Source organism: Streptomyces sp. NBC_00691 (genome assembly GCF_036226665.1).
Classification (GTDB): Bacteria; Actinomycetota; Actinomycetes; order Streptomycetales; family Streptomycetaceae; genus Streptomyces.
On record NZ_CP109007.1, the window covers coordinates 4,346,387 to 4,359,614 of the forward strand.

The 13,228-nt window shown below is 71.5% G+C and carries 12 protein-coding genes and 1 rRNA gene; 3 read left to right on the top strand and 10 right to left on the bottom strand.

Annotation, left to right across the window (positions count from 1 at the left end; genetic code table 11):
* Window positions 1–69 precede the first annotated feature (69 nt).
* A 5S ribosomal RNA gene (gene rrf / locus OG392_RS19620) occupies window positions 70–186 on the top strand.
* 94 nt (window positions 187–280) lie between these two features.
* On the opposite strand, the gene OG392_RS19625 is transcribed toward rrf, so the two are convergent.
* Genes OG392_RS19625 through OG392_RS19640 form a run of 4 tightly spaced genes read right to left on the bottom strand, consistent with a single transcriptional unit; the run spans window position 281 to window position 3,906 of the window.
* Complete coding sequence (locus OG392_RS19625) at window positions 281–949, bottom strand: response regulator transcription factor (RefSeq protein WP_329281140.1); 669 nt, start codon at window positions 947–949, stop codon at window positions 281–283.
* Window positions 946–2,187, bottom strand: coding sequence for a sensor histidine kinase (locus OG392_RS19630; RefSeq protein ID WP_329281142.1), 1,242 nt, complete (start codon window positions 2,185–2,187; stop codon window positions 946–948). The genes OG392_RS19625 and OG392_RS19630 overlap by 4 nt, the downstream gene beginning before the upstream one ends.
* Window positions 2,188–2,200: 13 nt before the next feature.
* On the bottom strand, window positions 2,201–3,007 hold the full coding sequence (locus tag OG392_RS19635; protein ID WP_329281144.1) for an ABC transporter permease: 807 nt from the start codon (window positions 3,005–3,007) through the stop codon (window positions 2,201–2,203).
* Window positions 3,004–3,906 (bottom strand): ABC transporter ATP-binding protein, encoded by a 903-nt coding sequence (locus tag OG392_RS19640; RefSeq protein WP_329281146.1) that lies wholly within the window; start codon window positions 3,904–3,906, stop codon window positions 3,004–3,006. Before OG392_RS19640 ends, OG392_RS19635 begins: the two co-directional genes overlap by 4 nt.
* A 144-nt stretch (window positions 3,907–4,050) precedes the next feature.
* Here OG392_RS19640 and OG392_RS19645 point away from each other — a divergent pair, with 144 nt between their 5' ends.
* Window positions 4,051–4,614, top strand: coding sequence for a GNAT family N-acetyltransferase (locus tag OG392_RS19645; RefSeq protein ID WP_329281148.1), 564 nt, complete (start codon window positions 4,051–4,053; stop codon window positions 4,612–4,614).
* A 25-nt stretch (window positions 4,615–4,639) separates the two neighbouring features.
* Here OG392_RS19645 and OG392_RS19650 read toward each other — a convergent pair whose 3' ends face one another.
* From OG392_RS19650 to OG392_RS19675, 6 genes are all read right to left on the bottom strand, one after another.
* On the bottom strand, window positions 4,640–6,268 hold the full coding sequence (locus OG392_RS19650) for a type IV secretory system conjugative DNA transfer family protein (RefSeq protein WP_329281150.1): 1,629 nt from the start codon (window positions 6,266–6,268) through the stop codon (window positions 4,640–4,642).
* The gene (locus tag OG392_RS19655; RefSeq protein WP_329281152.1) at window positions 6,269–7,669 is read right to left on the bottom strand and encodes an ATP-binding protein; all 1,401 of its coding nucleotides are present in this window, start codon (window positions 7,667–7,669) and stop codon (window positions 6,269–6,271) included. It abuts the gene before it with no gap.
* Between the two features lie 20 nt (window positions 7,670–7,689).
* Entirely contained in the window at window positions 7,690–9,243 is a 1,554-nt protein-coding gene (locus OG392_RS19660; protein ID WP_329281154.1) for an SCO6880 family protein, read from the bottom strand.
* Window positions 9,240–10,571, bottom strand: a complete 1,332-nt coding sequence (locus tag OG392_RS19665) for a hypothetical protein (protein WP_443054818.1) — start codon at window positions 10,569–10,571, stop codon at window positions 9,240–9,242. The genes OG392_RS19660 and OG392_RS19665 overlap by 4 nt, the downstream gene beginning before the upstream one ends.
* The gene (locus OG392_RS19670) at window positions 10,561–11,397 is read right to left on the bottom strand and encodes a hypothetical protein (RefSeq protein WP_329281156.1); all 837 of its coding nucleotides are present in this window, start codon (window positions 11,395–11,397) and stop codon (window positions 10,561–10,563) included. The genes OG392_RS19665 and OG392_RS19670 overlap by 11 nt, the downstream gene beginning before the upstream one ends.
* A 128-nt stretch (window positions 11,398–11,525) precedes the next feature.
* Complete coding sequence (locus OG392_RS19675; RefSeq protein WP_017242359.1) at window positions 11,526–11,834, bottom strand: hypothetical protein; 309 nt, start codon at window positions 11,832–11,834, stop codon at window positions 11,526–11,528.
* Between the two features lie 324 nt (window positions 11,835–12,158).
* On the opposite strand from OG392_RS19675, the gene OG392_RS19680 reads away from it, so the two are divergent.
* Window positions 12,159–13,187: a C40 family peptidase gene (locus OG392_RS19680; protein ID WP_443055085.1), complete on the top strand. Its 1,029-nt coding sequence runs from the start codon at window positions 12,159–12,161 to the stop codon at window positions 13,185–13,187.
* The last annotated feature ends 41 nt before the right edge of the window (window positions 13,188–13,228 follow it).

Below are 13,228 nucleotides of genomic sequence, written 5' to 3' on the forward strand. Positions count from 1 at the left end.
CTCGCGTCCACTGTGTTAGTTCTGAAGTAACGAACTGTGCCGATATCCGGTTGGTTAACTTCATAGAGTTTCGGTGGTCATAGCGTTAGGGAAACGCCCGGTTACATTCCGAACCCGGAAGCTAAGCCTTTCAGCGCCGATGGTACTGCAGGGGGGACCCTGTGGGAGAGTAGGACGCCGCCGAACAATCATTGTGGGAAAGCCCCGCACCTTATGGTGCGGGGCTTTTCTGCGTTTACGGGCCGGAACCCCTGTGGGGCCCTTGCGGGCCCCTTTCGGGTCAGGCCGGCGTGACCAGTTGGGTGTCGTACGCCAGGATCACCGCCTGGACACGGTCCCGGGCGCCCGTCTTCGCCAGGATGCGGCCGACGTGGGTTTTCACCGTCGATTCCGCGAGGTGGAGGCGTTCCGCGATCTCGGTGTTCGTCCAGCCCTGGCCGATGACGGTGAGGATCTCGCGCTCCCGCTCCGTGAGGGAGGAGAGCCGCGGGTCCTCTGCGGGCGGGTCCGTCGTGGCTGAGGCCGGCAGATGGTGGATGTAGGCGTCCAGGAGGCGGCGGGTGAGGCTCGGGGCGACGACCGCGTCGCCGCTCGCCACCGCGCGTATCCCGGCGAGGAGTTCCTCCGGCTGGGCGTCCTTCACCAGGAAGCCGCTGGCGCCGGCCCGCAGACCGTCGTACGCGTACTCGTCCAGATCGAAGGTGGTGACGATCAGGATGCGGGTGCGGGCGCCCGTGGCGACGATCCGGCGGGTGGCCTCGATGCCGTCGAGGCCGGGCATCCGGATGTCCATCAGGACGACGTCGGGGTGGTGACGGTCGACCAGCCGGATCGCCTCCGTGCCGTTCGCGGCCTCGCCGATGACGGTCATGTCGTCCTGGCTCTCCAACAGCATGCGGAAGCCGAAGCGTTGCATCGGCTGGTCGTCCGCGATGAGAACGGTCGTCACGAGGGGGAGTCCTCCCGGGGGAGTCGGAGTCCGACGCGCCAGCCGCCGGTCGGCAGCGGGCCGCTTTCAAGGGTGCCGTCGTAGAGTGCCGCGCGCTCGCGCATGCCCGTGAGCCCCTGGCCCGTGAGCCCCTGGCCAGGGGGTGACGCGGGGGCCGGGGCTCCCGTGTCCGTGATCTCCACGCGTACCTCCTGGGGGGTGTGGGCCAGGAGGACCGTGGCCCGCGCGCCGGGGCCGGCGTGCTTGAGGGTGTTGGTCAGGGCCTCCTGAACGGTCCGATAGACCGTCAGCTGTGCGCCGGGCGTGAGCGGTCGCGCCCGTGGGGAGTCGCGGAGGTCGAGCCGTACCGGCAGGCCTGCCTTCCGTACCCCGGTGATCAGGGTGTCGAGGTCGGCCAGGGTGGGCTGGGGGTCTCGGGCCGCCTCCTGCTCGTCGTCGCGCAGGACGCCGAGCAGTCGGCGGAGTTCGGCGAGGGCCTCGCGGCTGGTCGTACCGATGGCGTCGAGTGCCTGGGTCGCGCGCTCGGGGTGCTTGGCCGCCGCGTACCGGCCGCCGTCCGCGAGGCCCGTGATGACCGAGAGGTTGTGGCCGATGATGTCGTGCATCTCGCGGGCGATCCGGGTGCGTTCGGCCGCGGCGGCGAGCCGGACCTCCTGGTCGCGTTCGATCTCCAGTCGGCGGGCCCGGTCGACGAGGGCCGCCGTGTGGTCCTTGCGGGAGCGGACCGCGATGCCGAGGAGGGCGACGAGCGCGTACGACGACAGGGTGGGGACGACCTGCTGGTCCCAGCTGCCCCGGGGGAAGCGGACCGCCCCCGTCAGCAGCGGTGGCAGGAGCAGGGCGGAGGCCCACAGGAGGGCCCGGGGCGGGCGGGTGAGAGCGATGTGGAAGACCGGGACCAGCTGGAGGTAGCCGGCCTGGAGGGAGGCGCCCGAGGCGGCGCTGACCAGCGCCGCGCAGCTCATCACGGTGAGGACGGCCAGAGGGTTCCGGCGCCGCAGGTACAGCGGGAGGGAGAGACAGAGGCTCAGGGTGACCACGAGCCAGGAGGGGACGGTCGGGTCGGGGGCGGTGTTCCGCCAGCCGCCCGACGCGTCCACCGCCGCCGCCGCCGTCCAGAAGAGCGTCAGCGTCGCGTCCCACGGCCAGGGGCGGTGGGCGTCGAACGCGCGGACCCGCGCGAGGAGTTGCTGGAGGGAGCGGCTGAGGCTCGTCGTGGCGGTCGCTTCCGTGGTCACCCGCTCATCATCCTCATACGTCCCGGCGCTTGAGCAACACCGCGGGGAGTGCGATCGTCGCGGCCGCCCAGAGGAGCAGGGCGAGGAGGGCGCCGCCCGGGGAGGCCGCTCCCGGGAGGGGGGTGGCCGAGCCGAGGGCGCCGGCGGCCTGGGTGGGGAAGTAGCGGACGGCCGTCTCCACCGCGTCGTACGGGAGCATTCCGAGGACCTCGGGGAGGATCATCACGCCGCCGACGAAGGCGCCGATCGCGCCGGGTACGGAGCGGAGGGTGGCGCCGAGGCCGAGGGCGATCAGGCCGAGGAGGGTGATGCCGGCGGCGTTGCCCGCGAGGGCGGCGAGGACACCGTCGTCGGTGAGGGAGGCGGCCTGGTCGGAGTCGGAGAGGAAGATCTGCGCGGTGACGAAGGTGAGCAGGTTGGTGACGAAGGTGAGGGTGAGGACCGTGCCGGTGTAGACGGCCGCCTTCGCGCCCAGGACGGGGAGGCGGGCTGGGACGGCGGTGAGGGAGGCGCGGATCATGCCTGTCGCGTACTCGCCGGCCGTGACCAGGATGCCGAGGACGGCGAGGGCGATGGCGCCGAGCTGGCTGCCGTAGAGGGTGAGGATGACGGTGTCGACGTCGGAGTCGCCGCCGTCGGAGGTGTAGGTGGCGCCCATGAGGATGCCGACGCCGAGGACGAGTGCCGTGGCGGTGAGGACGGTGATCCAGGTCGAGCGGACGGTCCAGAGCTTGTGCCACTCGGAGCGGAGCACGCGCGCGTGGGTGAGGCGCGGGGTGACGGTCGGGGTGGCGTCCGGGCTGAGGGTCGGGGTGCTCATGCGAGGGCTCCTTGGTATTCGACGGAGTCGTGGGTGAGGGCCATGAACGCCTGCTCCAGGGAGGCGGCCTGAGGGGTCAGTTCATGGAGGGGGAGGCCGTGGGCGGCGGCCGTGCGGCCGATCTCCGGTGCGTCCGGGCCGGTGACGAGGAGGGTGTCGGGGGCCTCCAGGGTGACGGCGGCGCCGGGGAGCAGGTTCCGCAGCCGGTCGGCCTCCGGGGTGACGACCTTGACGGAGGCGCCGCCGGAGGCGCGGACGAGTTCGTCGACGGTGGTGTCGGCGAGGAGCCGGCCCTTGCCGATGACGATCAGGTGCTCGGCGGTGAGGGCCATCTCGCTCATCAGGTGCGAGGAGACGAGGACGGTACGGCCTTCGGCGGCGAGGGACTTGAGAAGGGTGCGGATCCAGAGCACGCCCTCGGGGTCGAGGCCGTTGACCGGCTCGTCGAGGACGACGGTCGCCGGGTCGCCGAGGAGCGCGGCGGCGATGCCGAGGCGCTGGCCCATGCCGAGGGAGAAGCCCTTGACGCGCTTGTCGGCGACATGGGTGAGGCCGGTGACGGCGAGGACCCGGTCGACGCGCGAGCGCGGGATGCCGTGGGTGAGGGCGAGGGCCGTGAGGTGGTGGCGGGCGGAGCGGCCGGGGTGCACGGAGCGGGCTTCGAGGAGGGCGCCGACGCGGGTGAGCGGGGCACCGTGCCGGGCGTACGGGCGGCCGTCGACGGTGGCGTGGCCGCGGGTGGGCGCGTCGAGGCCGAGGATCATGCGGAGGGTGGTGGACTTTCCGGCGCCGTTAGGGCCGAGGAAGCCGGTGACGGCGCCCGGGCGGACGGTGAAGCTGAGGTCCTGGACGACGGTGGTGTCCCCGTACCGCTTGGTGAGGTTCTCTGCTCGGATCATGCTGACGACGCTAGGGAGCGGGCGGCGGGTGTTCGTCCGACCGGGGGCGGGAGGTGGGGCGTCGGCGTAGTACCGGGGTACGACGGGGCCTCCGCGCAGTAATTGTTGTTGTCGGTGGGGCGGCGAAGGGCGAGGATGCCGGGCATGGACCTTTCGATACGTGTCATCCGTTCCGACGAGTGGGAGAAGGCGCGGGAGCTGCGGCTCGCGGCGTTGCGGGACCCGGTCGCGCATCTCGCGTTCCTCGACACGTACGAGGCGGCCGTCGTGCGCCCGGACTCGTTCTGGCAGGAGCGGACGGAGGGCGGTTCCGAGGACGGTCCCGGTACCGTGCGCCAGTTCGTCGCGGAGGCGCCGGACGGCCGGTGGCTCGGCACCGCCTCGGTGCTCGTGGAGCGGGCCGGGGCGGAGTCGTTCTTCGCGGACGTCCCCGAGGGCGAGCAGACGCATGTCGTCGGGGTCTTCGTGCGGGAGGAGGCGCGGGGCTCCGGAGCGATCGACGCGCTGTTCGAGGCGGCCGTGGAGTGGTCGTGGTCGCTGGCGGAGCCGCGGGTCGAGCGGGTGCGGCTGTTCGTGCACGCCGAGAACGCCCGGGCCCAGGCGGTCTACCGGCGGCTCGGGTTCGCGCCGACCGGGGTGCGGGTCGCCCTGCACGGGAGCGAGGACGCGCACGAGGTGGAGTACGAGGTGCTGCGGCCGGCCGCGTAGACGCGGGTCCTTCCGGCGGCCCGTCTCAGCGGCTGAGCGTCGTCTCCGGCCACCGGGTGCGGGCCTGTTCCGGCGAGCGCATCAGGGCCAGGGTGGGGAGGCCCTGCGCGTGGCCGGTGGCGAGGAGCTCCGGGAGCTGGGGGAGCGGGGCCACGGCGGCGACGTCGTCCAGGACGAGGGTCATTGGTGGGTCGAGCCGACCGTCGGATGACCGTGCGGCCATGCGGCGGCCGTGCTCGACCACGCTTGCGGCGAGCGCCGTCAGGAGCGGCATCGCGCCGGGGTGGGTGCGGGGATCCTCGATGGGTTCCCCCACCACGTAGAGGGTGCCCCCTTCGGGGAGGAAAGATGCCAGCGCCAGCGAATCCGTTCGATTCGGGGTGCAGGCCTCCCGGATGTGGACCGAGGAGAGCGACGCCAGCGCACGGGCCGTCAGTTCCTGTGCCATGCGGCGGCTTTCCGGGTGCGCGGTGAGTGCCGACTCGAGCAGTCCCGCGTGGCCGGAGGCCGCCTTCGGGTGGCTGCGGAGGATCCGTACCGGTTCGTGCGCGCCGGTGCCCTGGGCCCAGCGGTGGACCTGGCGGAACGGGCGTCCGTCCACGGCGGCCGCGTGCAGCCAGCAGCGCAGGAGCGTTTCCGCAGTGTCCGCGGTGGCCGCGTCCAGGCGGGAGTGCGGGCGTACCGGGGCCAGCAGGGCGACCGCCCGTTCGGCGGCGACGGCCGGGTCCTCGCAGCGCTCGGACGGCGACCAGTGGAGGCGGGCGGGGGTGTCGCACAGGTGGCCGGGGTCGTGGACGAGGACCGGGCCGAGCTTGCCGCGGGCGTCCTTGGTCGCGGACCAGAGGCCGGGGTCTGAGGTGACGACCAGGACGGGGCCCTCGGCGTCCTGGACGGCCTGGACGGCCGCGGGGCGGCGGGCCTCCGGGAGGCCGTAGAACGTGCCTGTCGCCCGGCCGGCGGGGGCGGTGACGAGGCCGTGGGCGGAGGCGGGTGCCGGGACCGGGGCCGCCGCGGTCGGTGCCGGTGCCGGGACGGGGGCGGTGGGTGCGGTCGGCGTTGCCGGGGGTGGCGTCGGGATCGGGGCCGTGGGCGGCTCCGGTGCGTGCGTGGCGGCCGGGCGGCGGGGGGCCGGGGGAGTCGGAGCGGCCTCGTGCACGGGCTCCTCGCCGGCGGGCTTCTCGTGCGCCGGCTTCTCGTACCCCGGCTTCTCGTGCGCCGGCTTCTCGTACCCCTGCTTCTCGTGCGCCGGCGTGCGGGGGGCCCGTACCGGCTCCTCGCCCGCTGCGTACACCCCCGCCTTCCGGTTGGCGCGCACCGCGCGCCAACGGGCCAGGGTGCCCAGGGCGAAGACGGCGAGGACGAAGAGGAGCATCGCCTCGCCGATCAGCAGGCCCCAGAACAGGCCGTACCCCGACAGCTGGCCCGGCGGAGTGGTCGGCCAGGCCGCCGCGAGGTCCGTCGGGGCCGTGGCCAGCGAGCGCAGGGCCGAGGGCGTGCCCGTGTAGGCGACGTCCTGCGGCCAGGCGCCGTGGGAGAGGAGACCGGCCAGGCCGGTCGCCGTCCACACCAGGACCGTGAGGCAGAGAAGGAGGCCGAACAGGCTGAGCAGCAGCCCGTCGGAGATCCCTCCCCCGCCCTTCCGCGCCGATTCCATCTACGCCACCGTGGACTGCGACGTGCCGTTCATCTGCTGCTCGACGAGGATCGCGCGCTGCTCCGTCTCCCATTCGAGGTCCGGGTCCCCCGACGGGGCGGAGGCCTCCGTCATGGCGCGGTCCGTGTAGACCAGTGGGCGTTCTCGTTCGGTGATGAGGTGTTTGACCACCTGCACGTTGCCGTTGACGTCCCAGACCGCGATGCCGGGGGTGAGGGTCGGGATGATCTCGACCGCCCAGCGTGGCAGGCCGAGGACCCGGCCCGTATTGCGCGCCTCGTCCGCCTTCTGGGCGTAGATGGTCCGGGTGGAGGCCATCTTGAGGATCGCCGCGGCCTCCTTCGCCGCCGCTCCGTCGACGACGTCGGAGAGGTGGTGGACGACGGCGACGAAGGACAGGCCGAGGCGGCGGCCGAACTTGAGCAGCCGCTGGAACAGCTGGGCCACGAACGGGCTGTTGATGATGTGCCAGGCCTCCTCGACGAGGAAGATGCGCTTCTTCCGGTCGGGGCGGATCCAGGTGTGCTCCAGCCAGACGCCGACGATCGCCATGAGGATCGGCATGGCGATGGAGTTGCGGTCGATGTGGGAGAGGTCGAAGACGATCAGGGGCGCGTCGAGGTCGATGCCGACGGTCGTCGGGCCGTCGAACATGCCGCGGAGGTCACCGTCGACCAGCCGGTCCAGGACGAGGGCGACGTCCAGGCCCCAGGCCCGTACATCGTCTATGTCGACGTTCATCGCCTCGGCGGATTCCGCCTCGGGGTGGCGGAGCCGCTCCACGATGTCCGTGAGGATCGGCTGGCGGTGGGTGGTGTGCTCGACGACATGGGCGTGGGCGACCTTGAGCGCGAAACCGGAGCGCTCGTCGAGGCCGTGGCCCATCGCCACCTCGATGATGGTCCGGAGCAGGGCGAGCTGCCCGGTCGTGGTGATCGACGGGTCGAGCGGGTTGAGGCGGATCCCGGAGTCGTTGGCGACCATGGGGTCCAGGCGGATGGGGGTTATCCCCAGCTCCTGCGCGATGAGGTTCCATTCGCCGACGCCGTCCTCGCCCTGGGCGTCGAGGACGACGACCTGCCGGTCGCGGAAGCGGAGCTGGCGGAGCACGTACGTCTTCTCCAGCGCCGACTTGCCGTTGCCGGACTCGCCGAGGACCAGCCAGTGCGGGGCGGGGAGCTGCTGACCGTACAGCTGGAAGGGGTCGTAGATGTACCCCTTGCCGCTGTAGACCTCGCGGCCGATGATCACGCCGGAGTCGCCCAGGCCCGGGGCGGCGGTCGGCAGGTAGACGGCCTGGGCCTGCCCGGTGGAGGTGCGGACGGGCAGGCGGGTCGTCTCCACCTTGCCGAAGACGAAGGCGGTGAAGGCGTCGGTGAGGACGGACAGCGGATCTCGCATGGGTCTGTGCCCCTTCGGCCCTAGCGGCGGATGCCGGTCGCGAACGGCAAGGTGTTCACAAAGGCCCGGTGGTGCTCGCGGTCGCACCACTCCAGCTTCAGATACGACTTGCCGGCGGAGGCCCTGATCGTGCGCTTGTCCCGGGCCAGGGCCTCGGGTGAACGCGACGACACCGTGATGTACCCGACGAGGTTCACTCCGGCCGCGCCACTGGCGAGATCTTCACCCCGCTGGTCGAGCCGGCCGTGGGCGGCGATGTCGCGCGGGTCGACCGTGCGGTTCATCTTGGCGGCGCGGCTGGCGTCCGCCTCGTCGTTGGTCTTCTCGGTGAGCATCCGCTCGATGGCGACCTCGGTGGGCTCCAGATCCATGGTCACGGCGACCGTGCGGATCACGTCCGGGGTGTGGACGAGCAGCGGGGCGAGGAAGTTGACGCCGACGGGGGTCATCGGCCACTCCTTCACCCAGGCGGTGGCGTGGCACCAGGGGGCGCGTGTGGAGGACTCGCGGGTCTTCGCCTGGAGGAACGTGGGTTCCATCGCGTCCAGTTCGGCGGGCCAAGCGTTTCGTTTCGTCATGGCCTGGATGTGGTCGATGGGGTGGTCCGGGTCGTACATGGAGTGCACGAGGGAGGCGAGCCGGGACTGGCCGAGGGGCTGGCGGACGCGGATGTCGGCCTCGGCGAGGCGGGCGCAGATGTCGGTGAGCTCGCGGGCCATGACGACGGCCAGGCCGGCGTCGCGGTCGAGCTTGCGGGCGCCGGAGGCGTGCCTGGCGGCGCGGGCCATGGCGTTGGCCTCGGCGGCGAGTTCGCGCGTGTAGTGCATACAGGCGACGAGGTAGGCGCGGTGCTGCTCGCTGGAGGTGGAGACCATCGACTGGAGCTGGTCGTACGACTCCATGAGCCACACGGGCGCGTGGGGGTCGCCGCGCTGGCCGACGTCCTTGGCGTGGGCGTCCGGGTCGGCGGGGAGGGTGCGGGCCAGCATCTGGAGGCGGGTCACGAAGCCGTCGCCGTTGGCGACGTGCTTGAGGAGGGTGCCGAAGCGGTCGACCAGGGCCTCCTGGTCCTCGCTGTCGCGCAGGCCGACGCCGGGGCCCTCGATCTCGATGGCGGCGGTGACGGTGCGGCGGTCGGCGTGCAGGAGGACGGCGATCTCGTCGGGGCCGAAGGGGGCGGCGAGCCAGCCGACGCGGCCGATGCCGGGCGGCGGGCCGACCTCGACCTCGCGGCCGTCGAGGTGGGTGCCGGCCTCGGAGACGACGGAGCGGTAGGCCGTGCCGCGCTTGAGCATCCGCTTGTAGCTGCGGTTGATCTCGAACCACTTGTAGAACGTGCGGTGCTTGTACGGGAGGTACACGGCGGCGATCGCGAGCATCGGGAGGCCGGCGAGGAGCGCGATCCGCAGGGGGAGGAGGGGGACGAGGAGTCCGCTCATCATGCCGAGGAAGGCGCCGACGATGATCAGGGCGATCTCGCCCGTCTCACGGTTCTTGCCGACGATCGCGTTCGGCCGGGCGCGGCCCACGAGATACGTACGGCGGGGCGCGACCGGCTGGGACTGGGTCGTCAACGCCCTGCACCTCCAGAGTTCTTGCGGCTACTGTGCGGGGTTCCCGCGGTGGGACTGCTGCTGCGGGGCGGGGGCGGGGGAGTCGCGCCGCCGCTGCCGCCGCTTCCGCCACGGCTGCTGTGGGCGGCCATGCCGCCGGACATGGGGTTGGCGGGGCGGGCGGGCTGGGCGCCCTGGCCGCCACCGCCGTCGCCGCGGGAGCTGTGGGTCTTGATGCCCTGGGAGACGAGGGAGGCGGGGGAGGAGATGACGGCGGCGGCCGCGTTCTCTCCGGCGCGGTGGAGGCGGTTGTTGCGGGAGGCGGCGATCTCGTCGCCGAAGCCGGGGACGAAGCGGTAGATCATCGCGGAGGCGAAGATCGCGAGCAGGATGATCGCGAGGCCGGAGACCACGGCGGAGAACGAGTCGGGTCCGGTGCCGGAGGAGAGCGCGCCGGCCAGGCCGAGGACGATGACGATGACCGGCTTGACCATGATGATCGCGATCATGATGCCGGCCCAGCGGCGGACGTGGCCCCACATGTTCTTGTCGACGAGACCGGAGTAGACGACGACGCCGAGGAGGGCGCCGACGTACAGCATGACGGCGCGGAGGAAGAGCTCCAGGTAGAGCACGCCGGCGGCGATGACGGTCACCAGGGACACGATGATCAGCATGATGGGGCCGCCACCGATGCTGTCGCCCTTCTGGAGGGCCTCCTTGAAGCTGCCGAAGAAGACGTCGGTCTGCTTGCCGGTGCCGGAGGCGATGACCTCGGTGACGGCGTCGGTGGCGTTGACGACGGTGTAGAGGATCAGCGGGGTGAAGGCGGAGGCGAGGACCGTCAGCCAGAGGAAACCGATGGCCTCGGAGAGCGCGGTGGTGAGGGGGACGCCGCGGATGGCGCGCTTGGCGACGGCGAGGAGCCAGAGGAGGAGGGTGAGGACGGTGGAGGCGGCGAAGACGATCGCGTACCGGCCGAGGAACTCCGTGTTGGTGAAGTCGACGTCGGCGGTTTCTTTGACGGCCTTGGAGAGGTAGTCGATGGTGGCGATGGCGGCGTCGGAGAAGCCGCGGGCGAGGGACTTGAGGGGGTCCTGCTCGTTGTTGGTCTCGGGGAGGGGCACCGAACCGCCGTCGGGCTGGCTCCGCTCGCAGAGTGTCCTGGCTTCTCCGACCAGGAACCTGCATTCGTCCTTGCCTGCGCTCGCGCTCGGGGAGGGCGTGGGCGCCGATGGGGTCGGCGTGGGAGCCGCCTGGGCAGCCGAGGCGAGCAGGAGGGGCAGGAAGAGGAACACGGCCACCATGACGGTCGCCGCGCGTACTGCCAGGCTTCGCTCAGCGGGCATAGGTGAACCCTCCGTATCCCTCGACGGCTCCGGCGATCTCGTCGGCCATGGAGGCGCGGTTGTCGCCGTTCACCGGGGTGGGTCCCTCGCGCTGGTCGAGGGATTCCAGGCGCCAGTCGCCCTCGACCCACGTGAGCTTCTCCGTGATGGTGAACCACGTGGACGTGACGGGCTTGGTCGAGCCCGTGCCCGCGAGGCCGCCGAGGCTCGTGCACCAGACCTCGACCGTCGCCGAGTTCTCGGTGTGGTTCAGGACCTTCGAGCCGATCGGGATGGTGCGCGCCACGAGGGTCATGCCGGAGGGGGCGCTTCCGTCCTTGTTGAGTCCGGCGCTGGCCATGAGATCGGCCGTGTAGGAGGCGTCGAACTTCTTGAGGAGGTCGTCCACGACCGCAGGGGCGTGGACGGCGCGCACGATCTCTCGACGCTGGTCGGCGTTGAACATCTCGACCGACCCCAGCGCCACCGCGTAGTTCGTCGCCGCGCTCTGCGCCCCCTGCTCGTCCTGGGCGTAGCCCGTGGGGATCTGGCCGTTCTTGCCGGTGACCGGGCGGGTGCCGGTGGCGGCTGTGGGGGCCGAGGTGCCGGGGGTGTCGGAGGAGGGGCCCGTCGCGTCGGCCGGGTCGCCGCCGCCTCGGTTGGCGAAGGCGATGGCCGCGACGAGGAGGACCACCACGCCGACGACCGTGATGAGGGAGCGGGAGCTGCGGACGGGGCGGCGGGCGCCGCCGTACACGTCGCCGCTGTTGCCCTCGGGCAGGCGGGTCCGGGTCTGGCCCGAGCCGCCCACGCCGCCGAAGCTGTCGTGCTCGTCACCGGGACTCATGCCGGGAACGCCCCCTCACTGGTTCGCGGTACGGGCAGTACGGGCGGTGCTGCAACATGGCTGGTCTTGCTCGTCTTGCTGGACATCTGGGGAACGCATTTCTCGGTGGGCCGGTGTCCGACGGGGGGTCAGACCGCCATCCCGTACACGATGGTGAACAGCGTTCCCAGGGACCCGATGATGAAGACGCCGGTCAGACCGGCCACGATGAGGCCCTTGCCCTGTTCCGCGCTGAACGTGTCGCGGAGGGCGGTCGCGCCGATGCGCTGTTTGGCCGCTCCCCAGATGGCGATGCCGAGGCAGAGCAGGATGGCCACGGCCATCACCACCTCGATCATGATCTTCGCCTCGGCGCCCAGGCTGCCGAAGGGGCCCCAGTTGGGGGCGATTCCACCGATGATGGTGGTGATGTCGCCTTTTTCTGCCGCCAGGTACATGTAACTCACCGCCCCTGTATGGGTAGTTCGTCGCCCCTGCCGGACGGCATGGGTCATCGCCCTATCTTCGCTGATGAAACCGCCCGCGTGTGACGGCTTGGCGGCTCTCTTTACCCGATCCCCGCACATCTGACCGACTTGACCGTCTTGACCTGCGGTGGTCTGGCCGGTTTTGATGCAAAGAAGCGTATGGTCACTCTGTGTATCACGGAGAGTGACTCCGGGCAATGATTGTCGTTGTTGCACTCTTGGGGCGGTGTCGGCGGCTCACCGCCTAGACTCGTTCCAGGGGGCGTACTGCCATGAGCCGAGGGGTGGTTGACGGTGCGTAGGGCCGGCAAGGCGTGGCTGGTGGCCGGTGGGGCCTTCGGGGTCTGTCTGAGCTTCGTCGCACTGCTCGTCGTCGGTACGTACTCGGCGGCGGCGGGGCTCGTCGGCGGCGCGGGCGGCAGCGCGAACGGCAGCGTGGCGCTCGCCAAGGGCGCGGTCCCGGCGCTCTACCAGGGCCTCGTGCAGCAGTGGGGCAACCTCTGTCCCGCCATCAACCCGGCGCTGCTCGCCGCCCAGCTCTACCAGGAGAGCGGCTGGAACCCGCGGGCCGTCTCCCCGGCCGACGCGCGGGGCATCGCCCAGTTCATCCCCGGCACCTGGGCCGGTCACGGGGTGGACGGCGACGGGGACGGCGACCGGGACATCTGGGACCCCAAGGACGCGATCCCCTCGGCCGCCTCGTACGACTGCGCGCTCGCCGGCTATGTGAAGAACGTGCCCGGGGACCCGGCGAGCAACATGCTGGCCGCGTACAACGCGGGCGCGTACCGGGTGATCAAGCACGGCGGGGTGCCGCCCATCAGCGAGACCCAGAACTACGTGCGCATCATCAAGTCCCTGGAGAAGAGCTTCGCCCGGCCCGTCGGCCGTGTCGATCCCTCCCGGCAGGCCGCCAGCGCGATCCACTACGCGCAGGAGAAGCTCGGCACCCCGTACCTCTGGGGCGGTACGGGCACGGCCGCGCAGAACGGCCGGTTCGACTGCTCGGGGCTCACCCAGGCCGCGTACGAGAGCGTCGGCATCCGGCTGCCGCGCGTGGCCAACGACCAGTACAACGCGGGACCGCACCCCTCGCGCGAGGAGCTGCTCCCCGGGGACCTGGTCTTCTTCTCCGACGACCTGACCAACTCGCGGACCATCCGGCACGTGGGCATCTACGTCGGCGGCGGGTACATGATCGACGCGCCGCGCACCGGGGCGGTCATCCGTTTCGACCGGGTCGACACCCCGGACTACTTCGGTGCGACCCGGGTCACGGCGGAGGGTGCGGCGGCGCTGCCCACTCATCTCCCGCAGGCCTGAACGGAGCAGACGGACCGTCGGCCGGAGCGCCTTCCGGTCGT